The 25,078-nt window shown below is 63.1% G+C and carries 20 protein-coding genes; 13 read left to right on the top strand and 7 right to left on the bottom strand.

Annotated features, from left to right (window positions below):
- The first annotated feature begins 175 nt into the window (after window positions 1–175).
- On the top strand, window positions 176–1,819 hold the full coding sequence (locus tag EOC83_RS00810) for an MFS transporter (protein WP_063168926.1): 1,644 nt from the start codon (window positions 176–178) through the stop codon (window positions 1,817–1,819).
- A 21-nt stretch (window positions 1,820–1,840) separates the two neighbouring features.
- Here EOC83_RS00810 and EOC83_RS00805 read toward each other — a convergent pair whose 3' ends face one another.
- Window positions 1,841–3,622 (bottom strand): chloride channel protein, encoded by a 1,782-nt coding sequence (locus EOC83_RS00805; protein ID WP_063168927.1) that lies wholly within the window; start codon window positions 3,620–3,622, stop codon window positions 1,841–1,843.
- Window positions 3,623–3,758: 136 nt separating this feature from the next.
- Window positions 3,759–4,058 carry a putative quinol monooxygenase gene (locus EOC83_RS00800; RefSeq protein WP_063168928.1) on the bottom strand — a complete coding sequence of 100 codons (300 nt, stop codon included), beginning with the start codon at window positions 4,056–4,058 and terminating at the stop codon, window positions 3,759–3,761.
- 147 nt (window positions 4,059–4,205) lie between these two features.
- Between EOC83_RS00800 and flhA the strand changes: the two genes are divergently transcribed.
- From flhA to EOC83_RS00785, 3 genes are read left to right on the top strand one after another with little or no spacing between them, the layout of a single operon-like run.
- Window positions 4,206–6,293, top strand: coding sequence for a flagellar biosynthesis protein FlhA (gene flhA, locus EOC83_RS00795; protein WP_063168929.1), 2,088 nt, complete (start codon window positions 4,206–4,208; stop codon window positions 6,291–6,293).
- A complete protein-coding gene (fliR, locus tag EOC83_RS00790; RefSeq protein WP_013529768.1) occupies window positions 6,290–7,042 on the top strand; it encodes a flagellar biosynthetic protein FliR in 753 nt (250 codons plus the stop codon). The genes flhA and fliR overlap by 4 nt, the downstream gene beginning before the upstream one ends.
- Window positions 7,043–7,044: 2 nt before the next feature.
- A complete protein-coding gene (locus EOC83_RS00785) occupies window positions 7,045–7,428 on the top strand; it encodes a hypothetical protein (protein WP_063168930.1) in 384 nt (127 codons plus the stop codon).
- A gap of 185 nt (window positions 7,429–7,613) precedes the next feature.
- On the opposite strand, the gene EOC83_RS00780 is transcribed toward EOC83_RS00785, so the two are convergent.
- The 3 genes from EOC83_RS00780 to EOC83_RS32720 all read right to left on the bottom strand — a co-directional run bounded on the left by EOC83_RS00780 (window position 7,614) and on the right by EOC83_RS32720 (window position 10,796).
- The gene (locus tag EOC83_RS00780; protein WP_013529766.1) at window positions 7,614–8,309 is read right to left on the bottom strand and encodes a response regulator transcription factor; all 696 of its coding nucleotides are present in this window, start codon (window positions 8,307–8,309) and stop codon (window positions 7,614–7,616) included.
- Window positions 8,306–9,838 (bottom strand): HAMP domain-containing sensor histidine kinase, encoded by a 1,533-nt coding sequence (locus EOC83_RS00775; RefSeq protein ID WP_224621544.1) that lies wholly within the window; start codon window positions 9,836–9,838, stop codon window positions 8,306–8,308. The genes EOC83_RS00780 and EOC83_RS00775 overlap by 4 nt, the downstream gene beginning before the upstream one ends.
- Window positions 9,839–9,914: 76 nt before the next feature.
- Entirely contained in the window at window positions 9,915–10,796 is an 882-nt protein-coding gene (locus tag EOC83_RS32720) for a hypothetical protein (protein ID WP_164762419.1), read from the bottom strand.
- Between the two features lie 57 nt (window positions 10,797–10,853).
- On the opposite strand from EOC83_RS32720, the gene EOC83_RS00770 reads away from it, so the two are divergent.
- The 9 genes from EOC83_RS00770 to EOC83_RS00730 all read left to right on the top strand — a co-directional run bounded on the left by EOC83_RS00770 (window position 10,854) and on the right by EOC83_RS00730 (window position 22,925).
- Entirely contained in the window at window positions 10,854–15,869 is a 5,016-nt protein-coding gene (locus EOC83_RS00770) for an autotransporter domain-containing protein (protein ID WP_164748027.1), read from the top strand.
- A gap of 422 nt (window positions 15,870–16,291) precedes the next feature.
- Complete coding sequence (ugpC, locus tag EOC83_RS00765) at window positions 16,292–17,377, top strand: sn-glycerol-3-phosphate ABC transporter ATP-binding protein UgpC (protein WP_063168933.1); 1,086 nt, start codon at window positions 16,292–16,294, stop codon at window positions 17,375–17,377.
- 37 nt (window positions 17,378–17,414) lie between these two features.
- On the top strand, window positions 17,415–18,740 hold the full coding sequence (locus EOC83_RS00760) for an ABC transporter substrate-binding protein (RefSeq protein WP_013529762.1): 1,326 nt from the start codon (window positions 17,415–17,417) through the stop codon (window positions 18,738–18,740).
- Window positions 18,741–18,834: 94 nt separating this feature from the next.
- On the top strand, window positions 18,835–19,785 hold the full coding sequence (locus tag EOC83_RS00755; RefSeq protein WP_063168934.1) for a sugar ABC transporter permease: 951 nt from the start codon (window positions 18,835–18,837) through the stop codon (window positions 19,783–19,785).
- A 1-nt stretch (window position 19,786) separates the two neighbouring features.
- Window positions 19,787–20,680: a carbohydrate ABC transporter permease gene (locus EOC83_RS00750; protein WP_013529760.1), complete on the top strand. Its 894-nt coding sequence runs from the start codon at window positions 19,787–19,789 to the stop codon at window positions 20,678–20,680.
- 138 nt (window positions 20,681–20,818) lie between these two features.
- The gene (locus EOC83_RS00745; RefSeq protein ID WP_024502710.1) at window positions 20,819–21,391 is read left to right on the top strand and encodes a rod-binding protein; all 573 of its coding nucleotides are present in this window, start codon (window positions 20,819–20,821) and stop codon (window positions 21,389–21,391) included.
- Between the two features lie 13 nt (window positions 21,392–21,404).
- Window positions 21,405–21,830 carry a hypothetical protein gene (locus EOC83_RS00740; RefSeq protein ID WP_013529758.1) on the top strand — a complete coding sequence of 142 codons (426 nt, stop codon included), beginning with the start codon at window positions 21,405–21,407 and terminating at the stop codon, window positions 21,828–21,830.
- Window positions 21,831–21,927: 97 nt separating this feature from the next.
- Window positions 21,928–22,443 (top strand): hypothetical protein, encoded by a 516-nt coding sequence (locus tag EOC83_RS00735; RefSeq protein WP_013529757.1) that lies wholly within the window; start codon window positions 21,928–21,930, stop codon window positions 22,441–22,443.
- Window positions 22,444–22,616: 173 nt separating this feature from the next.
- Entirely contained in the window at window positions 22,617–22,925 is a 309-nt protein-coding gene (locus EOC83_RS00730; RefSeq protein ID WP_128337429.1) for an SCP2 sterol-binding domain-containing protein, read from the top strand.
- Between the two features lie 95 nt (window positions 22,926–23,020).
- Here the strand turns inward: EOC83_RS00730 and EOC83_RS00725 are convergent, their stop codons facing one another.
- The gene (locus tag EOC83_RS00725) at window positions 23,021–23,590 is read right to left on the bottom strand and encodes an N-acetyltransferase (RefSeq protein ID WP_063168935.1); all 570 of its coding nucleotides are present in this window, start codon (window positions 23,588–23,590) and stop codon (window positions 23,021–23,023) included.
- Between the two features lie 153 nt (window positions 23,591–23,743).
- A complete protein-coding gene (odc2, locus tag EOC83_RS00720; protein ID WP_024502712.1) occupies window positions 23,744–24,877 on the bottom strand; it encodes an ornithine/lysine decarboxylase in 1,134 nt (377 codons plus the stop codon).
- Window positions 24,878–25,078: the final 201 nt, after the last annotated feature.

The following is a 25,078-nucleotide window of genomic DNA, read 5'->3' as shown; positions in this document are numbered from 1 at the left end:
CGCCGCCGATCCCCTTGGCGCCTCCGCACGCACGGCAGACAAGGCCTGGACCGCCTCTATCCCATTGTTGGACCATGAGCTTTTTTGCCCTTTGCGGCGCCATGCCCTACTTTCGGCAAACGGTCTGCGCAAACGGATTGTCTGACGGGCAGGCACGACATGGCAGGAATCCCAAATGATTGACGAAAAGCCGGACAGCGAGAGCGTCTCGGCGCTGGCGCCCTTCCGGCACGGCATTTTCCGCGCCGTGTGGGGCGCAAGTCTCGTCTCGAATTTCGGTGGCCTGATCCAGGGTGTCGGCGCCGCCTGGATGATGACCACGATCGCCACCTCGCCCTATCAGGTGGCCCTTGTCCAGGCTTCGACCACCTTGCCGATCATGCTGTTTGCGTTGGTCGCCGGCGCCATCGCCGACAGTTTCGACCGGCGCAAGGTGATGCTGGTCGCCCAGACCTTCATGCTGGTGGTGTCGGTGCTTCTGACCCTGTTCACCTATTCGGGCCTGATCACGCCATGGACGCTGCTTGCCTTCACCTTCCTGATCGACAGCGGCACCGCGCTCAACAGCCCATCATGGCAAGCCTCCGTCGGCGATATCGTTCCCCGCAACAAGGTGCCGGCGGCCGTCGCCCTCAATTCGATGGGCTTTAACCTGACGCGCAGCGTCGGTCCGGCGATCGGCGGCATCATCGTCGCCGCCGCCGGTGCGGCAGCCGCCTTCGCGGCGAACGCGGTGAGCTATATCGGCCTGATCGTCGTGCTGGCGCGCTGGAAGCCGAACGTGCCGGTATCGACCTTGCCGCGCGAGTCGCTGGGGGCCGCCATGGGCGCCGGCCTGCGCTATGTCGCCATGTCGCCCAATATCGGCAAGGTGCTGGTCAGGGGTGCTGCGTTCGGCTTCAGTGCAGGCGCTGTGCTTGCGTTGCTGCCTCTGGTGGCGCGCGACGTCGTCAAGGGCGATGCGCTTACCTATGGCATCATGCTCGGCGCCTTCGGCATCGGCGCGGTCGGCGGCGCCTTGATCAGCGTCAGGCTGCGGCAGTTGCTCTCCAGCGAGACGATGGTGCGCTGTGCGTTCGCCGGCTTCGCCGTCTGCGCCTTCAATGCCGCCGTCAGCCAGCATGCCTGGCAGACATCGCTCGGCCTGCTTGTCGGCGGTGCCTGCTGGGTGATCGCGCTTTCGCATTTCAACGTCACGGTGCAGATGGCGACGCCGCGCTGGGTGGTCGGCCGGGTGCTGTCGGTCTACCAGACCGCGACCTTCGGCGGCATCGCGCTCGGCAGCTGGATCTGGGGCGTCGTCGCCGACGCGCATGGCGCCGAAACCGCGCTGATCGCCGCCAGCATCGCCATGCTGGCCGGCGGCGCCATCGGTCTTTTGCTCCCGCTGCCGCAACAGCAGGTGCTCAACCTCGACCCGCTCAATCGCTTCAAGGAACCGCATTTGGCGCTTGACCTGAAGCCGCGCAGTGGTCCCATCGCCATCATGATCGAATATGTGATCCGCCACGAGGACGAACCGGAGTTCCTCGCCATCATGGCCGAACGCGGCCGCATCCGCCGCCGTGACGGCGCCCGCAACTGGACGCTGGCGCGCGATCTCGAGAATCCCACCGTATGGATCGAGCATTATCACACGCCGACCTGGATCGAGTATATCAGGCACAATGGACGCATCACCCATGCCGACGCCGTCATCGGCGAACGCGTGCGGGCCCTGCACAGCGGCGACGAACCGCCCCGCGTACGACGCATGATCGAGCGCCCGACCACCGCCGGCACGGCGCTTGTGATGGCCAAGGGGCCGATCGAGCATTAAGCCCGTAACCCCTCTTGCCCTCTACCCCTCGCCCGACAGGTCCCGGCGCGCCTTGTCGAGTTCCTCGGCATAGCGCCGCATCAAATGGCCTTCGGTCAACAGGCCCAGCACGATGTGGTCGGTGAAATCCTCGACCACGGCGAGTTCTTCGGCGCCCGCCCGCTGGAATGTTTCCGCGGCGGCCTGCACGTTCATGCTCGGCACCAGCACCGCGTCCTTGTATTTGGCGAGATCGCGCACCGGCACCTCGCCATCGGACGGATCGCTGTGCAGTTCGGCCACGATCAGCACGCCGACATAGTGGTCGCCCGCATCGACGGCGATGACGCGCTGGGCAGAGCCGAGCGGCACCTCCTTGCGGAAGGCTGCCAGCGTCGTCGAGGCATAGATGGTCTTGATGTCCTTGCGCATCATCGAGCCGACTGTGAGGCTGCGCATCCAGCCGACATCGTGGGCGCTGCGGATGGTCTCGCCGCGCAGATGGAAGCGCCATGTCGAGAACGAGTAGCCGAAGGTTTCGCGCACCAGGATGGCCGACATGATCGAGGCGGCCAGCACGACGCCGGTCAACGTCAGGTCGCGGGTCGATTCCAGCGCCAGGAAGGTCATCGTCAGCGGACCGCCGACGACACCGACGGCGAGCGACGTCATGCCGACGACGGCGGCGACGGCAGGGTCGATGCCGGTTGCCGGAGAAATAACAAGCATCACATCCGCGAACGCCTTGCCGAGCAGCGCGCCGAGGAACAGCGAGGCAAAGAACAGCCCGCCGCGAAAACCCGATCCCAGCGAGACCGCCGACGCCGCCAGCTTGAGCACGAAGACGCTGGCCACCACGGCCAGCCCGTAATTCATCGAGAATTCGCGATGCAGCGCGCCATGGCCGCTGGACAGCACCTGCGGCGTGATCAGCCCCAACAAGCCAACGATGACGCCGCCAATGACGGGGCGCAGCGACGCATCGATCGACAGCCTGGCGAAACCGCGCTCGATCAGCGTCACCAGATGCATGATGGCGATCGAGGCGGCACCGCCGAGCAGCCCGAGCAGCAGGAACGGCACATACTGGCTGGCGGTGAGCGCCGGCAGACCCGAAAGCTCGAGCGGGAAAGGCACCCCGCCGAACATTTCAGCGGTCAGCGAGGCTGAGATCGCGGCGGTCATGACAGGCGCGACATTGGCGACCGAGTAGATGCCGATGACCAATTCGAAGCCGTAGAAGGCGCCGGTCAGCGGTGCATCGAAGGCAGCGGCGATGGCGCCGGCCGCACCACAGCCGACCAGGATACGGACATCGTTGCGGCGCAGCCTGAAGATGCCCGCCAGCCGCGATGCCAGCCCGGAGCCAACCTGCGTGTAGCCGGCTTCCAGCCCGACCGAGGCGCCAAAACCGCTGGAGATCATCGTCTGGCCGGCGATGATGAAGGTGTCGGTCAGCGACATGCGCCCGCCATAGAGCGCATTGGCTTCGATCGGGTCGATCGGTGTGCGGAATTTCCGTATCCGGAGCCAGACCACCGTCAGCCCCAGCAGTATGCCGCCGATCGCCGGTATCAGCGCCTGCATCGGATTGGCGAGCGAGAACATGCCGGAAAGCCGGCCGCCAGGCTGAACGCCGAACAGCAGCCCGTGCAGGTCCTGCACGATCTGGCTCATCGCCGTGACCAATATGCCAGCCATGACGCCTACGACACCGGCGAGGATGACCACCACGATGCCGCGTGCCTCGAGCAGGGGCAACGACCTGATCAGCACCGCGCGCAGCCGGCGGGCGTAAACTTCGCTGTGGTTTCTGGAAAGCACCGGGGCGGCTCGCCGATATCGAAAGGCAGTGGAAAGCCAGCCTGATACGCCCGGCGGCACGGCATGGCAACCACAATGCCGACAGACACCACATTGGCGACAAGTGGACGCGATATCGATCGGGCCGATGGACCGTTCAGGTCGGCATGGGCTCGCCGGCTTCATAGAGTACGAGGTTGCGCTCGCCTATGCCGAGCGCCGGCCAGCTCGCACGCCAGTCCGCAATGTGCGGCGAGGCGAAGTGCGCGTCGAGCGCTGCCCTGTCGCTCCAGACTTCCGTGACCCGGATGAGCCCGGCATCAAAAACATCCTGCGCATAGGAATATTGGATGCAGCCGACCTCGGCGCGGCTGCCTGAAACCATGCGTTCCATTGCGGGCTTGGCTTCCTCAAATTTGTTTGGCGGCAAGCGGATGGTGCCGATGATCAGAAGCATGGGTTTCCCTTTCCTGGCGAGGCTAGCCGACACGGCGACCTGCGCATGATCGTTCGAACTAGCCAGTCTCCCACCCTCGCGCAAGCTTGGCGGACTACCCTCACAGGGCTGTCGCGCGCTCGGCAGTCTATGGGGTTTGAGGACGATATGGCGATCAGCGAAAGCATTCAGCCCGGCGCGGCCGCCAAGAACGGCCGCGACGTCTTCTTCGCCATCGGCATCGTCATCATACTTGCCGTGCTGTTCCTGCCGATCCCGGCTTTTCTCATCGATGTCGGCCTCGCCTTTTCGATCGCGCTTTCGGTGCTGATCCTGATGGTGGCGCTGTGGATCCAGCGGCCGCTCGATTTTTCGTCTTTTCCAACCGTGCTGCTCATCGCCACCATGCTGCGGCTGTCGCTCAACATCGCCACCACGCGCATGATCCTGTCGCATGGCAATGAAGGGACGCATGCCGCCGGCTACGTCATCGCCGGCTTCTCCAAGTTGGTGATGGCCAGCGACTTCGTCATCGGCCTCATCGTCTTCATGATCCTGATCGTGGTGAACTTCATCGTCATCACCAAGGGCGCCACGCGTATCGCCGAAGTCGGCGCGCGCTTCACCCTCGATGCCATCCCCGGCAAGCAGATGTCGATCGACGCCGACCTCTCGGCCGGCATGATCGACGACAAGACCGCGCAGCTGCGCCGCCGTGAACTGGAAGAAGAATCTTCTTTCTTCGGCTCGATGGACGGCGCCTCGAAGTTCGTCCGCGGCGACGCCATCGCCGGCCTCATCATCACCGCCATCAACATCGTCGGCGGCATTGCCATCGGCTACATCAGGCACGGCATGGGCATGGGCGAAGCCGCCGACGTGTTCATCAAGCTGTCGGTCGGCGACGGCCTCGTCACCCAGATCCCGGCACTGATCGTGTCGCTCGCCGCCGGCCTGCTCGTCTCCAAGGGCGGCACCCGCGGCTCGACCAACCAGGCGGTGTTCGGCCAGCTCGGCGCCCACCCGCGCGCCCTCTATGTCGCGGCATCGCTGCTGGTGCTGCTCGGCTTGATGCCCGGCCTGCCGCTGTTCCCGTTCTTTGCGCTCGCAGCCGGCATGGCCGGTCTCGGCTACGTCATCCCGATGCGCGCCAACCGTGTCCTCGCCGAAGCCGAGGCGATCAAGGACCAGGAAAAGGCGACCAAGGTCGAGGAGGAGAAGAACTCGGTCAAGGCCTCGCTCGCCACCGCCGAGATCGAGCTTTTGATCGGCAAGCAGCTGTCGACAAGGCTGCTGACGTCGCATCAGGAACTGGTTTTCCGCATGGGCAAGATGCGCAAGAAATTCGCCACCCAGTACGGCTTCGTCGTGCCGGAAGTGCGTGTCGCCGACGATTTCGCCATCCCGCCGAAGAGCTACCAGATCAAGGTGCACGGCACCGTGGTGGCCGAATACCAGATGCGCGTCGGCGAGATCATGGTGCTGCTCGGCAATCGCGACATACCCGAGATACCGGGCGAGGAAATCCGCGAGCCGGCCTTCGGCATGCGCGCCTATTCGGTGGTCGAAGCCTTCGCCGAGGATCTGAAGCGCGAGAACTACACCTTCGCCGACAACATGTCGGTGCTGCTCACCCATCTCTCCGAGGTCATCCGCAACAACCTGCCGCAGCTTCTGTCCTACAAGGACATGAAGGCGCTGCTCGAACGCCAGGACCAGGAATACCGCAAGCTCGCCGACGAGATCTGCACCACGCACATCTCCTATCCCGGCCTGCAGGCGGTGCTGAAGCTGCTGCTCGCCGAGCGCGTCTCGATCCGCAATCTGCACCTGATCATCGAGGCGATCGCCGAGATCGCGCCGCATGTGCGCCGCACCGAGCAGATCGTCGAACATGTCCGCATCCGCATGGCCCAGCAGATTTGCGGCGACCTGTCCGAGGGCGGCGTGCTGAAGGTGCTTCGCCTCGGCAACCGCTGGGATCTCGCCTTCCACCAGAGCCTCAAGCGCGACGCCAAGGGTGAGGTGCGCGAGTTCGACATCGACCCGCGCCAGCTCGAGGAGTTCGGCCAGGACGCGACCAAGGCGATCAAGAAATATCTGGAAGCCGGCGAGCGTTTCGTCCTCGTCACCGCGCCCGACGCCCGCCCCTATGTGCGCATGATCATCGAGCGGCTGTTCACCACGCTGCCGGTGCTCAGCCACGTCGAAATCGCCAAGGGCGTCGAGATCAGGGTGCTCGGAACCATATCGTGAGCGTGCTGTCGCAAGGCGTCGTCATCGCGGCGTTCCTCGCCTTCTGCCGCATCGGCGCCTGTTTCATGCTGATGCCGGGCCTGTCCAGCGCCCGCGTCCCGGTCCAGGTCAGGTTGTTCGTGGCGGTCGCCGCCACCGGCGGCCTGCTCGCCTTCCTGTGGGACAAGATCTTTCCTTTCGTCGACCCGCGCCCGCAGATCCTGGTGCCGATGATCATCTCGGAACTTCTGGTCGGCGGCCTGATCGGCGCCATGACCAGGCTCTACATGGAAGCCCTGCGCTTCATGGGCTCGGCCATCGCCATGCTGGTCGGTTATGGCGGCACCGGCGGACCGGCGATCGAGGAGCCCGAACCCCAGGCAGCCCTTGCCGCCATCATCTCGTTCTCGGCGCTGTTGATGCTGTTCGTGTTCGATTTCGACCACGAGATAATACGCGCGCTGGTTTCCTCCTACACGGTCGCGCCGGTCAACATCTTCTTCAACCCGCAGGCAGCCCTCGTCGATGTCACCGACACGGTGTCGGACACCTTCTTCCTGGTCATCCGCCTCGGCAGCCCGTTCGTCGCCTATGCCATTCTCGTCAATCTGACGATCGGCTTCGTCAACAAGCTGACCCCGCAGATCCCGATCTATTTCATCTCCCAGCCCTTCATCATCGCCGGCGGCATGATCATCTTCTATTTCGCCGTCGGCACCATGCTGTCGCTGTTCGTCGACGGCTTCGTCGACCTGACGCTGGCGAGATGACCATGAGCACGCGCAAGGACCGCCTGAAGAAACTGGTCAAGGTGCAGGAACAGCTGAAGGCGCTGCACGAAACCCGCCACGCCACCTTCCTTGCCGCGGCCAGTGCCGCCGAGGCTGAAGCCAGGGAACTGGTCGGCCATTTCGACCAGGCCGATTCGCTTTCCGCCCTGTTCCCCGATCTCTACCACCGCCGCATCGCCCAAGCGGTCGTGCGCCAGGAGGCGAACCTGGCAAGCGCGAAGCAAGAAGCCGGCCTCATCGCCGCCGCGACCGCCCGCACCAACATGGTTGAGCGTGCCTACAAGGACGTGCGCAACCGCGACGAGCGCGAACGCTCCGACCGCGAGCGGCTCGACATCATCGCGCAGAAGCAGGGCGAGGAGTAAGCTGAGGGTGTTCCGCTATGGGCCAACGGTGAGCGTCATTGACCAGGTTGCGAATGGCGGCAATCTCGGTCTTAGGGGCGGGCATGGTGGCTTCCTGAGAGCGGACATTGCAGGCTGCACATCGAGGTCCTGCCGCGCCATGACCAGTCGATGCTTCGGTCTGGAAGCAGCCGTTGAGCAGACGTTCATTGCACGGCGGCGGCCGCGGTGAAGATGTAGCCAACGCCATAGACGACCTTGATCGGCGCGGGCAAGCTGATGTGCTCCTCCAGTTTGCGGCGTAGCCGGCTGACGACTGCGTCGAGATGCCTGTTGTCGAAGTTCGACCTGGGACGGGCGACAAGCTCCACCAGATCCTCGCGCTGGCAGATTTCGCCGCTACGGTTGCAGAGCACGTTCATGAAGGCGAACTCGGCCGCCGTCAGTTTAAGCGAACGGTGATTGGGCGCGATCAGCATCCAGTTCGTGCCGTCCAGCACCCACCGATCGCTGCTGCCGTTGGCAGAGTCGGGCGGGGCTCCCGTCCGTCGCAGCAGGCTGCGAATTGCGGCGTCGATCTCGCGCAGCGTGCTGTGCTTGACCAGGTAGATGTCGGCGCCGCTCTCAAAGCCACGGATACGGTCGTCGCTGTCACCGAGCGCCGTCAGCATGATGATGCCGCAGGCATGTGATTTGCGGATTTCGGTTGCCAGATCGAACCCGTTCCCATCGGGCAGCCCGACATCGAGGATGATGACAGCGGGCGAGCTGCCGTTGGCCAGCGTCTGGCGCAATTCCCCTGCCGTGGCGACGCCTTCGGCCGTGAAGCCCGTCAGTTCCAGGAAATCCGCCAGATCCTTGCGCAGCCGGGGCTCGTCCTCGACGATCAGAATATGCGTCATGCGGTCAGTTCCTCGGGCGAAAGTCGATCCGTTGCCTCGCCTGCCAGAGGCAGGCTGACGATGGACGTAATGCCCTGGTCGTCGTTGGCGAGCAACTGCAGCTTGCCGCCGTGATAGGCCAGCAATTTGCGCGAAGAATAGAGGCCGAGACCGGTTCCGGTTACCGCCATCGTATTGGAGGCCCGGAAAAAGCGCCTGCCGATCTTGTGAAGCTCAGCCTGTGGAATGCCGATGCCACGGTCACGCACCCGAATGACCGCACTTCGACCTTCGCTGCGCACATCGATATCCACTGGCTGGTCCTCCGACGAATATTTGAGCGCATTGTCGATGAGGTTGATCAGGACCGTCGCCAGCATCTCGGGATCGGCGACAAGCGAAACGGCGTCGTCATCCGCCGTAAAGATCAGGCGCTCGCCGCGCCCGGTCATCCCGAAATGCAGCCGCACATCGGCAATAAGCAAACCGACGCGTATCATCTCCGGCTGAAACCCGCTGTCGCGATCATTGGCCATGAAGCGGTCGATCAGGGAAAACAGGCGATCGAGCGCCTCGCCAATGCCGGCAATCCGTTCTCGTGTCGCTTCGGGCGACTTGTGGCCGACAAGGCCGATCATGTCGGCCGCGTTGCGGATGATGGCGAGCGGGGTGCGAAACTCGTGGCTGACGACGCGCATGAAGTCCGCCTGCTCGTCGCGAAGCACACGTTCGGCCGCCAGGCTCGCGTTCAACCGGCTTTCCAGCCGTCGTCGTTCCCGTACCTCCCGCGACAGGGCGATATTTTTCTCCAGCAGCGCAGAGGACAGCCGCGAACTGACCATGAACAGCAGGCAGCCGAAAAAGGCGATCAGGAACAGCGCGCCCTGCAGCAGATACCAGGCGTTGCGGTCGGCCAGAACTGAGGCGCCTTGAAAATCGACCGGCAGCCGGTATTCGATGATGCTCTGGAGAACGCTAGCCGCGATATACTCGGCAAGCACACCGATCGTGATCCAGCGCAGGAGGGTTGGTTGCGTCCGGTCCCGCATCAGCCCAAGACACATCACCGACATCATCACGACCGTAAAGAAGGTCGATGCGTGAATGCGTATAGCAATGTCGCCTGGATCAATCGCGAGGGCGGCACTCCATGCGACAATTTGGAAAATCAGCAGTGAAATGCTGATCCAGGTATAGCGTGGCTGTCCCAGAAAGCGCGCCAGACCCTCGGCCAGCAACACCAGGCCTAGCTTGATGATCGTGTTGTGGAGCACGATGGCCCAGGCCGCCGGCTGCTCCCCACGCAGGAGAATCAGCAGCACCCCCGCCGCGATAGCGACGAAGCCGGCCGCAAGAAACTTCAACTCATAGAGGCGGCGCCACGCCAGCCACACAAACAACCAGGTGACGGCCTGCAGGCTTGCGGTTGCAAACGTAACAACCAGAACGGTCTTCAGATCAAGCATGGTCGAGTATTCGCACGGGGTTCCCCTGCCGCACCCCCCGATGCGCCAAATGTTGAATCTCGCAGGAGTTGTGCGGGGAGGCAAGCGCGATCCGCCCGTGCAAGAATTGGTCAGAATTCAATAGAATTGATCGGTGGAATTGTCGGGAGAGGACGTTTTATCATCGGCCGCGATCGTCTTGGTGGTTTCGCCGGGCGGATTGTGAGGAAGCAGTCGGGGCGATGTGCGTGGCGGACGCACGCGACCCGACGCAGCGGCAAGCGATGATTTTCGCGGGACGCCCGGCGATCGGGCCGGCCGCGGAATCGTTGCTTGCGGCACACGGGGGGAATTCCATGACAATTCGCGATCGTCGCTCGCTCATATCCCGCTTGTACTTTTGTGCTCCACGGCGCTCGCGGGGTCGTTGCTGCTGCCAGTCATCCTGACGGCGCCGGCGCATGCACAGGCTCTTTATGGTGCGACCGGAGGCAGGGGCGGTGATGGTGACGTAGACAGCAACGGCGGCGATGGTGGCGATGCAGGTGACGCCGGCGTCGCGGGCAACGGTCCGGATGCAGGGACCGGTGGGGCGGCCGGCACGCAGGCCATTCCAGACGGTGGAAATGGTGACAATGGCGGCTCCGGTGGCGGTGGTGGTGGCGGCGGCGGCGGTGGTTACAGCAATATCATTGCTGGCGACATTTCCGCGCCCCTCAATGGTGGCAATGGAGGCTATGGCGGCGGCTTTTTGGACGGAGGCTATGGCGGCGGCGGCGCTGGTGGCGATGGCGTGCGTAATGAAGAGGTGAACCCGGCAATTTCCGTGACGGCTGATGTTCATGGCGGCGATGGCGGCGATGGCAATGGCAATGGCCCGTTTGCCGGCGGCGGCGGCGGCGGGGGCGGGGGCGCCGGCATGGTGCTTCTGAACAACGGCGCCATCACTGTTGAAAGCTCGGCCACCGTTGCTGGCGGAAACGGTGGCAATCCTGGCGCCAATTTCGGCGGTGGTGGTGGTGCGGGCATTGTTTTGAACGCCGGCGGCGACTTGACCAACCATGGCGATGTCCTCGGTGGCACGGGCGGGGCTTTAGCCACCGGCGGAACAGCCATTGTGATGGGAGATTCTGGCAGCATCGTCAACGACGGTCGCATTACCGGTGGCCGCGCCGGGGTTTCTGCATCCGCCGGTGCAGCGATCGACCTCAGAAATGGTGGGACGGTTTTTAACAGCGGAGTGATCATTGGCGGCGAGGGCAACGGTGGCCATGCCGGCGGCTCTAACGGCCCTGCTGGCGGAACCGGCAGTGGCGGCGCCCCCGGCTATATTCCCCTGACGCCCAGCAATGGAAACGGTGGTACCGGCATCGTTGGGGCCAATTTGGCGGTGCTTAACGTTGGGGAGATTACTGGGGGAGATTCTTTCTTTGGCCGGGCTAACGCCATCACCTTCACCGGCGGCGTCAACACGCTTTCCCTGCGAAACGGCTCGATTATCACCGGCAATGTCGTGGTGGAGAGTGGCGCGACCGGCTCATTGATGCTCGGGGACTATGACACGCTGCCTTCCACACCGGCCTTCAATGTCTCGAAGCTCGTGAATACGGCCACGGTAGGCGCGAGTGACGAGTTCGTCGGCTTCACGAGCTTTAACAAGGCCGGGACGAATACCGTTACCCTGACCGGCACGGGTGCGCAGGACTGGACCATCGATCAAGGCACCTTGGTCGGCGACACCAACAGCTTCGGCGGCAATCTCACCTTCTCAGGCGTGAACACCGGCGCCGTCGTCTTCGACCAGGCGAGCGACGGTACCTATGCCGGGACCATTACCGGCCCCGGCCATTTCGGCAAGGCCGGCGCCGGTACGCTGACGCTGTCAGGCGACGCTTCCGACCTCGCGGGCAACCTGGGCGTCATGGGGGGCACGCTCGACATCGACACTCAGCTCACCTCTTTTACCGGGATCATTGCTACTGACGGAACTGATCCGGACGAGGGGGCAACCGCAAGAGTTTCAGGGTCGGCCACCTGGACTGCCGACGTCCTTAGGGTCGGGGATTCCAATGGGGATTCCAAAGGGAAAGGGAGCTTGATCGTCGAGAATGGCGGTCAGGTTTTCAACGATTCGGGAGTTGTGGCGTATGGCGCGGGCAGCACTGGCTCCGCGGTGATTTCCGGAAATGATTCGGGTTGGACACTCGTTGATGCCATCGCAGTTGGTCTCTTTGGCAATGGATCGCTCAGCATTGAAAATGGCGGGCAGGTTTCCAGCGGCAACAACGCCATTGTTGGTTGGGATGCTCAAGCCACCGGAATTGTGAATATTACGGGCCCCGGGTCGGTTTGGACAGGCGACTCCATCATTGCCGTTGGCGTCTTGGGCAAGGGCACGCTGACTCTGTCGGAGGGCGGACAGGTTTCGCTTGCCGGGGGTCCTGCTATCGTTGGGTTGGCGGCCCAGCCAGGATCATTCGGAACGCTCAACATCGGTGCGGCAAGTGGGGAAGTGGCGAAGGCCGCCGGCACGGTTGATGCGGCATCGATAGCTTTTGGCGCTGGCACAGGCACGGTTGTGTTCAATCATCTGGGAAATCCCGATGGGTCCGATCTGATTTTCACCCCTTCCCTGACCGGCTTGGGGACCATCCTCCATGAAAGCGGCACGACCGTTTTGGCCGCGGACAGTTCCAGCTTCACCGGTGCCACCACTGTTGCAGGCGGCACGCTTCTTGTCGGGAACCATGCCAGTGCCGGCTTCCTCGGTGGCACGATCAATGTCGAGGACGGCGCCACGCTCGGTGGCTCGGGCACGGTGGGCACGACGACGGTTGCCGATGGCGGGCATATCGCGCCAGGCAATTCGGTGGGTACGCTGACGGTTGCCGGAAATCTGGGCCTCTCTTCAGGGTCGATTCTCGATTACGAATTCGGCAATCCAGGCGGTTCAACCGGCTCTCCGGGGATAAGCGACCGCATCGGGGTGAGTGGCAATCTGACGCTCGACGGTACGCTCAATCTTGCGCAGAGCGGCGACGTGGCCGATGGCACGGCGGGCCTCGGCTATTACCGGCTGATGACCTATGGCGGCAGCCTTACCGACAACGGCCTGGAGATCGGCACGAAGCCGCCGCTTTCCGATCCGGCCGCCTATGAGATCCAGGCGGGCGGCGGCAATGTCGACCTCTTCATCGGAGCGGCCGGCGACGACACGCTGCAGCACTGGCAAGGCGGCGACGGGACCTGGAACACCACGAACGAAAAATGGCTGAACCAGGGCGGCGATACTCTCGTCTCCTGGGCAGGAAACCATGCGGTGTTCAAGAACGAACCGGGCGGCTTCGACGGCGGCACGATCGCCGTCGAAGGAGCGCAAAGCTTCAAGGGCCTGCAATTCGTCGACAGCGGCTACCGCCTGGAAGGTTCCGGCACGCTCGCGATAGATGGTTCCGACAGCGCCGATGGCAATGCCGAGATCCGCGTGCTGGCCGGCACGGCAGCCACCATCGCGACGACGATTACCGGCGCGGGCGGGGTCAGCAAGACGCAAGGCGGCACGCTCGTCCTGGAAGGCAGCAACAGCTATCAGGGCGGCACGCGGCTTCTAGGCGGGATTATTTCCGTTTCTTCCGATGCCAATCTCGGCGCTGCAAGCGGTGCCCTGACATTCAACGGCGGCACGCTGCGGAACACGGCGGCGTTCGCGACGGCGCGCAACGTCACCCTGGATGCCGGCGGTGGGACGTTCCAGACCGATGCCGACCTGACGGCGAACGGCGTCATCTCCGGGACCGGCGCGCTCACCAAGACCGGGGCCGGCGGGCTGGTGCTTTCGAGCGCCAACAGCTACGCCGGTGGGACGACGGTTTCGGCAGGATTCATCACCGCGGCGACGACAGGCGCGCTGGGCAGCGGACCGGTGAATGTCAAGGCCGGTGACCTCCGCTTCATCAATGATGCAAGCGCCGAGAGCCTCGACATCGTCATGGAAACAAACGCAACGATGCGCTTCGATGGCAGTGCGTCGGCGGGAACGGCGACGATCGTCACTACCCAAAGCCGCATCAACTTCAACGACGAAACATCGGCCGGTGCGGCTTCGATCACCGGCAATGGTAGCAGGACGTCCTTCAACGGCAATTCGAGCGCCGCCAATGCCACGATTGGCGTTACAATCCAAGGAACGCTCGACTTCTACGACACCGCGTCTGCCGGCAGCGCCGCCATCACCAACAAGGGCGGCTTCGTTGGCTTCCATGGCGCCAACACCGCGGATGGCGCCACGATCATCAACGATACGGGGGGAAAGGTCGACATCTCCGAAATGACGTCGGACGGTATCGCGATTGGCTCGCTTTCGGGCGATGGTCTCGTCTTTCTCGGCTCGAAGGTGCTGACGCTTGGCGGATTGGATAAGAACGACACCATCGGCGGCGTCATCCAGGATGGCAGCACTGGCATCGGAGGGAGCCTCGTCAAGACCGGCGCCGGCACGCTGACGCTGAACGGCGTCAGCACCTATACCGGTCTGACCACCATCGGCGGCGGCAAGCTCGTTGTCGGCGACGGCAGCCATTCCGGGGCAAGCATTGCTGGCGCCATTGCGGTTGCAGCCGGCGGCACGCTCGGCGGTTCGGGAACGGTGGGTACGACCACGATCGCTTCTGGCGGCACGATTACGCCGGGCAATTCGATCGGCACGCTGAATGTGTCAGGCGATTACACGCAGGAGATAGGCTCGACCTACGAAGTCGAGATCAATCCGGCCGGCAATTCCGACCTGATCGACGTGACGGGCAAAGCCACCATCCAGGGTGGCACCGTCTTCGCGCTCAAAGCGCCGGGCGGCTACAGTGCCGGAACCCGCTACACGATCCTGAGCGCGGATCAGGGCGTGACCGGCACCTATGATGCGTTCGACCAGAACGCCCCGTTTGTCGATCTGGCACTCGCCTATGACGCCAGTAATATCTATCTCGACGTTGCCCGCAATGACGTGTCGTTCTGCGACGTGGCCGGCACCCGCAACCAGTGTGCCACCGCCAATGGCGCCGAAAGCGCCGGGCCGGGCAACCCGATCTACGATGCAATCGCCGGCCTGCCGGACGATGAAACCGCACGCGAAGCCTTCGATGTGTTATCTGGCGAGATCCATGCGTCCGCCAAATCGGCGCTGATCGAGGACAGCCATTTTGTCCGCGATGCCATCAATGACCGCCTGCGTGCGGCCTTCGAGGGGGTAGGTATCCCGGCAACGCCGGTGCTGGCCTATGGCGAAGGCGGTCCGATGCTGGCGCCTGCCACCACCGATCGCTTTGCCGCCTGGGGCACGGCTTTCGGGTCATGGGGTTCCTTCGACGGCGACGGCAATGCCGCAGGCCTCGATACCTCCACCGGCGGCTTTCTTACCGGCGTCGACGGCCTTGTCGCGGAGGATGTGCGGCTTGGCATCATGACTGGCTACAGCCACACGAGCTTCGATGCCGACGGCCGATCCTCGTCAGGCTCGAGCGACAATTATCATCTCGGCCTTTATGGTGGCACGCAGCGGGGCGCTCTCGCCTTCCGCTCCGGGCTTGCCTATACGTGGCATGACATGAAGACATCGCGCTCGGTGGCCATGCCCGGCTTTGCCGACAGCCTGAGCGGCGACTACAACGCTGGCACCTTCCAGGCGTTCGGGGAACTCGGCTATCGCATCGATACGCCAGTCGCGGCCTTCGAGCCTTTTGCCAACCTCGCTTATGTCAACCTGCATACGGACGGCTTCACGGAAAAGGGCGGTGCGGCGGCATTGACCAGTGCAAGCCAGACCACCGACGCCACCTTCACCACGCTTGGTCTCAGAGCCTCCGCCGGCTTCACGCTCGGCGCCATCAATGCCACAGCGCGCGGCATGCTGGGCTGGCGCCATGCCTATGGCGACGTCATACCGACCAGCACACATGCCTTCTCTGCCGGTGATGCCTTCACGATCGCTGGCGTGCCGATCGCCAAGGACAGTGCCGCCATCGAAGCGGGGTTCGATCTCAACCTGACCGATGCCGCAACCCTCAGCGTCGCCTACCAGGGTCAGTTCGGCTCCGGCGTCCAGCAGAACGGCTTTAATGCAAAACTCAACGTGGAATTCTAATCAAGCGGGAAGGATCGTTCCGGAATGACTGCCCCTGACGGAAAAGGGGCTATTCAATCCGCTTGTCGCATCGCCCAGGCGGTCGTACGCCAGGAAGCGAACCTCGCGAGCGCCAGGCAGGAAGCCAGCCTTATCGCCGCCGGTCGGAGCGAGCCTACAAGGACGTGCGCAACTGTGATGAACGCGAACGCTGCGACCGCAGGTGCCGGACTTGATCGCGCAGAAGCGGACGCAGGAGCAGCTGGGAGGATTGTGTGGCGCGAAGCGGACCCTCCCAAGGTTCGGCTTTCCCCTAAACGCTTTACAGCCCGGTTTGGTAGCGCTACCGTTTCGGCCTAGCGTGAGCCTGGGAGGAGCCAGGGCTGTCGCTAGCGGAAGCGTTGTTCCTTCGACGACGTCGCAGGAATTTGTTGGGAGGATCGATGGCGTCTGTCGCAATTGGCGAAGTCTACAAATCATTCGGCGCTGTCGAGATCCTGCACGGGGTCAGCGTGAACATCGAGGACGGCGAGTTCGTCACTCTGGTCGGACCATCGGGCTGCGGAAAATCAACCCTTCTCAGAATGATCGCCGGCCTGGAAAAGATTTCACGCGGCCAGATCGCGATTGGCGAACGTGTCGTCAACAACGTTGCGCCCAAGGAGCGCGACGTCGCCATGGTCTTCCAGAACTATGCGCTCTACCCACACATGACCGTTGCCGAGAACATGGCGTTCTCGCTGATGCTCAAAGGAGTTTCCAAGCCGGAGAGCGATGCAGGCGTGCGCCGCGCGGCCGAAATCCTTGGGCTGGTGCCGTTGCTGGCGCGCTATCCTCGGCAGCTTTCCGGCGGCCAGCGCCAGCGCGTCGCCATGGGCCGCGCGATCGTGCGTGATCCGGCGGTCTTTCTCTTCGACGAACCGCTGTCCAATCTCGACGCCAAACTCAGGGTGCAGATGCGCGCCGAGATCAAGGAACTGCACCAGCGCCTCAAGACGACGACAGTCTACGTCACGCACGACCAGATCGAGGCCATGACCATGGCTGACAAGATCGTGGTCATGCATGACGGCATCGTCGAGCAGATAGGGCCGCCGCTGGAACTCTATGACCGGCCGAACAATCTTTTTGTCGCCAGCTTCATCGGCTCGCCGGCCATGAATTTGCTGAGGGGCGAGATCGCTATTGACGGCTCACCCTCGTTCCGCGGCGCCGGGGGGATTTCAGTCCCGTTGGCCTCGGCACTTTCCATCCCCAATGGCGAGCCTGTGGTGCTGGGAATAAGGCCCGAGCATTTGCGGCTGTCCGACGACCGGGGCATTCCGGTCACCGTCGCGGTGGTTGAACCAACCGGGTCCGAAGTGCAGCTCATCGGCCGGACAGCCGGCGGCGAAGAGATCGTCGCGAATTTCCGGGAACGACATTCCTTCACGCCGGGCGAAACCATCCGGCTTACGGCCGAGCCCGGCCTCATCCATCTCTTTCACGGAGAAACCGGACAGAGGTTCCAAACACGTACCGATCAGTAGGACCACAGGCAAGGACAACAAGCAGGAGGAAACGAGCATGAAGTTCACCAGACGTGACGTGATCCGCACCACCGCCGGCGCGGCGGCGGGTGCCTTGGGAAGTCGGTTCATCAGCTCTCCGGCCCTTGCCCAGGACGGACCGAAATACAAACCCGAGGATGGCGCCAAGCTTAGACTGCTGCGCTGGTCGCCCTTCGTCCAGGGCGACGAGGACCAATGGCTGGCCAACACCAAGCGCTTCACCGAAGCGACCGGTGTCGCGGTCCGCGTCGACAAGGAAAGTTGGGAGGACATTCGCCCCAAGGCGGCGGTCGCGGCAAATGTCGGCTCCGGCCCCGACCTGATGTTCGTCTGGTTCGATGACCCGCACCAATATCCCGACAAGCTGCACGACGTGAGCGAACTCGGCGAGTATCTCGGCTCGAAATACGGCGGCTGGCATGATGGACCAAAGCAATATGCGACCCGGGAAGGCAAATTCATCGGCCTGCCACTGGCCACGATCGGAAATGCCATCGTCTATCGGGAAAGCTGGGTGAAAGAGGCCGGCTTTTCGGAGTTTCCCAAGGACACGAAAGGCTTCCTGGAACTTTGCAAGGCCTTGCAGGCGAAGGGCCATCCGGCCGGCTTCACGCATGGCCATGGCGTCGGCGACGGCAACAACTATGCTCATTGGCTGCTGTGGAGCCATGGCGGCCAGATGGTCGACGAGAGCGGCAAGGTAACGATCAACAGCCCCGAGACCCTCAAGGCCATCGAATACGCGCAGGAACTCTACAAGACCTTCATTCCAGGCACCGAAAGCTGGCTCGACGTCAACAACAACCGCGCCTTCCTGGCCGGCGAACTGGCTGTCATCGCCAACGGCATCTCGGCCTACAACACCGCCAAAATCAATAAGGACAATGATCCGAAGCTGGCTGAAATCGCCAAGGACATACGCACCACCAACCTGCCCATCGGCCCTGTCGGCAAATCCGTCGAATTGTTCCAGGTGACCACGGCTGTCATCTTCAATTACACGCCCTACCCCAACGCGGCCAAGGCGTATTTGCAGTTCATGTTCGAGGAACCGCAAATGAAGGACTGGATCACCTCCTCGGCCGGATATTGCTGCCAGACCCTGAAGGCATTCGACAACAACCCGGTATGGACTGCCGATCCCAACAACGCCGCTTACGCCAAGGCTTCGGCTACTCTGCGGCCTAACGGCTATGCCGGGCCGCTCGGCTATGCTTCGGCGGCAACCATGGCCGACTACGTGCTGGTCGATATGTTCGCCAAAGCGGTGACCGGCCAGGCGACGCCGCAAGAGGCAATGGAAGAGGCCGAGAAGCGGGCAAATCGCTATTATCGCGTTTGAGCCGGCTCAGCCGGGCAGCGCGGCTGCCCGGCTGGCTTCGGATTGCATCGTGGCCGATCCGGCCGATCAATGAGACCTCAGCAGGAGCCGACCCATGGCTGTGCCGTCAGCTGCTATCCAGCCGCGATCTTCGATCTTCTCACGGATTCTATCGCGCTGGAGCGAAAGCCGGAACGCACTTGGCTTCGGCTTCATGCTTCCGGCGGCTGCACTGCTGCTTGTCTTCCTGACCTATCCGCTGGGGCTCGGCGTCTGGCTCGGCTTCACCGACGCCCGCATCGGCCGCCCCGGCATCTTCATCGGCATCGAAAACTATGAATATCTGTGGAGCGACGCCGTCTTCTGGCTCTCCGTCTTCAACACCTTGCTCTACACGATCAGCGCTTCGATCCTGAAATTCGCGCTCGGCCTCTGGCTGGCGCTCCTCCTCAACCAGAACCTTCCCTTCAAATCGTTCTTCCGCGCGATTGTCCTGCTGCCGTGGGTGGTGCCGACGGTGCTCTCGGCCATCGCCTTCTGGTGGATCTACGATTCGCAGTTCTCCATCCTCTCCTGGGCGCTGCAGCAGATGGGACTGATCGACCACCGCATCAATTTCCTTGGCGATCCGGAGAACGCACGCGCCTCGGTGATCGTCGCCAATGTCTGGCGCGGCATTCCTTTCGTGGCCATCACGCTGCTGGCCGGCCTGCAGACGATTCCCCAATCGCTTTACGAGGCCGCGACGCTCGACGGCGCCAGCCGTTGGCAGTTGTTCCGCTATGTGACGCTGCCGTTGCTGACGCCGATCATCGCCATCACCATGACCTTTTCGGTCCTGTTCACCTTCACCGATTTCCAGCTGATCTATGTGCTGACTCGCGGCGGGCCGGTGAATGCCACCCATCTGATGGCGACGCTCTCGTTCCAGCGCGGCATTTCCGGCGGCCAGCTTGGCGAGGGAGCCGCGATCGCGGTGGCGATGATCCCGTTCCTGCTTGCGGCGATCCTTTTCAGCTATTTCGGGCTGCAACGTCGTAAATGGCAGCAGGGCGGTGGAGACTGACATGGCCGCGATCGAAACGAGCAACCGTCCGAACACGGATGAAGGCGGCATGGGCTATCTTCAGAGCCTGCCCCGGCGCGTGGTGACCGTTTATCTGCCGCTCCTGATCTTCGTCATCGTGCTGCTGTTCCCGTTCTACTGGATGACGATCACGGCGGTGAAACCCAATCTCGAGATGACGGATTATGCCAATTTCAACCCGTTCTGGGTCGTCCATCCGACGCTCGAGCATATTCGGTATCTGCTCTTCGAGACGTCCTATCCGGGTTGGCTTCTCAACACGATCATCATCTCGACCGCCGCAACTTTCCTGTCGCTGCTGGCGGCGGTGTTCGCAGCCTATGCGATCGAACGCTTGAGGTTTTCCGGGGCGCGGCAGGTCGGCTTGGCGATCTTCCTGGCCTATCTCGTGCCGCCCTCGATTCTGTTCATTCCACTGTCGGTGATGGTGTTCAACCTCGGCCTTTACGATACGCCGTTCGCACTGATCCTCACCTATCCGACGTTCCTCATTCCATTCTGCACGTGGCTCTTGATGGGCTACTTCCGCTCGATACCCTTCGAACTGGAAGAATGCGCGCTGATCGACGGAGCGAGCCGCTGGCAAATCCTGACCAAGATAGTTCTGCCGCTGTCGGTGCCCGGCCTGATCTCCGCCGGCATCTTCGCCTTCACCCTGTCATGGAACGAATTCATCTACGCCTTGACCTTTATCCAGTCGTCCGAAAACAAAACCGTGCCGGTCGGCGTGCTTACCGAACTCGTACGTTCGGACGTCTATGAATGGGGAGCCCTGATGGCAGGCGCGCTGATCGGCTCCCTGCCGGTGGTGGTGCTCTATTCATTCTTTGTCGAGCACTACGTCTCCTCGATGACGGGGGCGGTCAAGGAGTGAGGCTGAGGCGGAAATCCCACCCTCGGCCGGCAGCTTCGATCCGATCCCCGCACTCCGCTCCCTCTCCTTCCCGCAAGCCTGCCACAAGCTTGTTGAGGCATGGTCTGGTCAGGGAAAACCGGTAAAAGGCGGACTTTCTTGGCGATTTCTCCACCCAGCGACATCGTTATGGATGTGGCCCGAGCCGTCGACCCGGCGGATATCGAGACCGCTCGCGCCGCGCTGGCAAAGCGGGCCGGCGGCGCTGCGGGCACGTTTTCACTCGACACCGCCGCTTCCGTCGATGCCGGCTCGATCCTGTCGCGCGCCACCGCCGACAAGGCCGCCGCCGCAACCGACCCGGCCAAGAAATTCAAGAAGTTCGAGGCGATGGTGCTGCAGACCTTCATCCAGAACATGCTGCCCAAGGACACCGAGGGCGTCTACGGCAAGGGCCTGGCCGGCGACATGTGGAAATCGCAGCTTGCCGAGCGGGTGGCGGACGTAATGGCCGAACGCGGCGGCATCGGCATCGCCAAATCGATGCTCGCCGACCACTATCTCGAAGGCAAGCGCGTCGTGCCCGTCGGTCCGGTTTCGGGCGGGCCGGAAAAGACCGAGGTCGACCAGCAAAACAGCCTGTCGACCTCGCTGGTCCATCAATTGCAGCGCAAGGCTGCGGGATCGATGACCGGTGACGAGACGACCATAAAAACAAATATCAAGATCTAAACTGGGAAACGCCATGGCCGACTTTTCGGAATCCACCCCCAACCTGCCAGCACGCACGACCACGTCGGAAGCGCCGATCCCGTTCGCGCGGCCCGGCAACCTCGCCGCCATCATCGGCCGCATCGAGGAAGTGGTCGAGGAAGAGACGGCAGGCATCCGCAACGCCACCAACTATGATCTCAAGGCATCGAACGCCCGCAAGAGCCGCTACCTCTACGAGTTGACCCGCGCCATGAAGGGCGGCAGCGAAGCCGAATTCCTCGAGCAGCACCGCGAGGGCCTGACCCGGCTGCGCCAGAAGCTGGCGAAGAACGAAGCGGCGATCCTGGCGCATCTCAGCGCGGTCAACGAAGTCGCCAGCCTGCTGCGGCACGCCATCCAGCGCGCCGAGACCGACGGCACCTATTCCGCCGGCGAGTTCGGCTGGATAAAGGCGTGATGGCGAACACAGGCGACACATCGGAGATCCTGCCTCGGCAACGGCGCCGTGCCGCGTTGCCATTGCAAGGGACTGACCAAGGGACTGACAAGGCCCGATGATCAAGGTCATCGCCATCGCCGTCTGGATCTGCGCCGCAACGCTGGGCGCCGTGTTCTATTCTTTCCAGGCGGCCGGCGAGCGCGGTGTCGGCGAAACGCCGAAGCCGATGCTGGGCGGCCTCGACTACGTCAAGACCGACATCATTTCGGTGCCGCTGATCCGCGATTCCGAGATCGGCGGCTATTTCCTGACCAAGCTTGTCTACACGGTCGAACCCGAGCAGATCAAGAAACTGTCCATTCCGGCCGAAGCGCTGATCACCGACCAGGTCTATTCCTACCTCTATTCCAATCCGCAGATCGACTTCACCAACAAGGCGACGATCGATCTCGATGCCTTCCGCGCCGCCATCCGCGATACCGTCAACACGCGTGTCGGGGCGCCTTTGGTGCATGAGGTTCTGATCGACCAGGTCAATTTCCTGTCGAAGGACGAAATCCGCGACAACTGGCTGCGCCGCAAGAAAAGCGAGACGGCGAGCGAAATGACCAAGGCGTTCAAGGAACACTGAGTTGCCGGGCTCGCATTTCCGGCCTCCTCCAGGCTCGCCTGCCGCAACGGCAGGAACCAACCGCCTGAATTCGCGTTGACGTAAACGTCAACGCAAAGCTATATGCGGCAGCGACCGTGATCGCGAAACCGCGGCACGGGCTTCGGCTGGATCGAAGCGCCGTTGCGAGACAGATGCAACCAGACAAGGAGAACAGCGTGAGCGTTCAGGAGATTGCCGAGAAGATCAAGTCGCGCGTGGCCAGCAGCGGGTTCGATCGTTCCGTGAAATTCGACACCGGCAGCGACGGCGTCATCGTCATCGACGGCGCAACCGTCTCGAACACCGATGCACCCACCGACTGCACCATCAAGCTCTCGCTCGACGATCTCGATTCGCTGATCGCTGGCGACCTGAACCCGACAATGGCGTTCATGACCGGCAAGATAAAGGTCGAAGGCGACATGACCGTTGCCATGGCGCTCAGCCAGCTGATCGGCTGAAGGCATGCAGGCGCCCAAGGTGGCGCCCACCAATCGCGAAAAAACGCCGCCTTTTCGGGCGGCGTTTTTGCATGAAATGCTGGCGGCTTCGTATCTCAGGCCGCCGATATCAATTCCTGCGCCTTCAGCTTGCGGCCGGCCGCCCTCAGCGTGCCGTGCACGCCGTCAAGCGCGCCTTCCACCAGTTCCAGCGCCAGCAGGCGGTGCCGCTCATAGGGTCCCGGCATGGCAAGCGAACCGGTCTTCTCGGCCGAGAAGCCGAAGCGCGCGTAATAGGGCGCATCGCCGACCAGAAGGATCGCGGCATGGCCAAGACGTGCCGCCTCGGCGATGGCATGGCGCATCAGGGCCGAGCCGATGCCGGCGTTCTTGAGCGACGGATCGACGGCAAGCGGGCCAAGCAGCAGCGCAGCCGCACCGCCCTCGCCCAGCCTGACGTCCCACAGCCGCACGGTGCCGGCGACGCCGCCCGAGCCATCGCGGGCGACGAAGACCAGGCCTTCCGAGGGCCGCCGGCCACGCCGCAGCTTCTCCGACGACTTTTTCCTGCGCTTCGGCCCCATCGCCCGATCGAGCAACGCCTCGCGCGCCGCAACATCGGCGGCGGTTTCGGCAACCATCACAAAGGCCGGTGCGTGGCCCCCAATTTCAACTGGCATTTCCATTTCCGTAATCCCTGGCGAGCGGAGATCTGTTCCACAGGCGAGCCCGGGTGGACGAAAGTCGCCCACCTGGGATGATCTGATCGGCTCTCTCAGCGCATTTTCAGGCGAAGTTGTGTCCGGTTCGCCGTTCGAAAATGCGCTGAGCAAGCGCCGTCAGATCACGTAGGATCGGAGAGGCTCGAAGCCGTTGAAGGCGACCGCCGAGTAGGTGGTCGTGTAGGCGCCGGTGCCTTCGATCAGCACCTCGTCGCCGATGGTCAGCGACAAAGGCAGCAGATAGGGCGTCTTCTCGTACATCACGTCGGCCGAATCGCAGGTCGGGCCGGCGAGCACGCAAGGTGCGGTCTCCGTGCCGTCATGCGCGGTGACGATCGGGTAGCGGATCGCCTCGTCCATCGTCTCGGCCAGGCCGCCGAACTTGCCGATGTCGAGGAACACCCAGCGCACATTGTCGTTGGCGGCCTTCTTCGAGATCAGCACGACTTCCGACTTGATGACGCCGGCATTGCCGACCATGCCACGGCCCGGCTCGATGATGGTCTCCGGAATGGCATTGCCGAAATGCTTGCGCAGCGCCGAGAAGATCGCCTGGCCATAGGCCTGGGCGGCCGGCACGTCACGCAGATAGCGCGTCGGGAAACCACCGCCCATATTGACCATCTTCAAGACGATGCCTTCCTCGGCGAGCGTCGCGAACACCACCTTGGCGTCGGCCAGCGCGCGGTCCCAGGCGGTCAGGTCGGTCTGCTGCGAGCCGACATGGAACGACACGCCATAGGCGTCGAGGCCGAGCCCCTTGGCATGGCGCAGCACGTCGACGGCCATCGCCGGCACGCAGCCGAACTTGCGCGACAGCGGCCACTCGGCGCCCTCGCCATCGGTCAGCACGCGGCAGAACACGCGCGCACCGGGCGCGACGCGGGCGATCTTCTCGACCTCTTCGACGCAATCGACGGCGAACAGGCGGATGCCGAGCTGGTAGGCGCGTGCGATGTCACGCTCCTTCTTGATGGTGTTGCCGAAGGAGATGCGGTCCGCCGGTGCACCAGCGTCCATCGCCATCTCGACTTCGGCAACGGAAGCGGTGTCGAAGGACGAGCCCATCGCAGCAAGCAGGCGCAGGATTTCCGGCGCCGGGTTTGCTTTCACCGCATAGTAGATCCTGGAATCGGGCAGCGCCTTCTCGAAGGCGCGGAAATTGTCGCGCACGACATCGAGGTCGACGACGAGGCAGGGGCCGGTCGGACGTCGGGTGGCGAGGAAGTCAAGGATGCGCTGGGTGGCCATCGGGGTCTCTCCATCAGCGCCTTTCGGCGCGCAATAAGGCTGCGGGACGCGGGCTGTCGGCCTCGCGAACTCGCGGTGGACAAAGGCGGGACGGAAATCCATGGAACCAGCCGGTGGAGACCCCGGAACCATGAAGCGCCGTCTCGCGGCGGTGAACCTTGGCCTTGCCCGGCCTCGGTTCGCTTTGTCTGCCTTGGCTTG

Source organism: Mesorhizobium sp. Primo-A (assembly GCF_003997175.1).
GTDB classification, from domain to species: Bacteria; Pseudomonadota; Alphaproteobacteria; order Rhizobiales; family Rhizobiaceae; genus Mesorhizobium; species Mesorhizobium ciceri.
The sequence above is the reverse complement of the archived record's forward strand: the minus strand, read 5'-3'. Positions and strand labels throughout refer to the sequence as shown.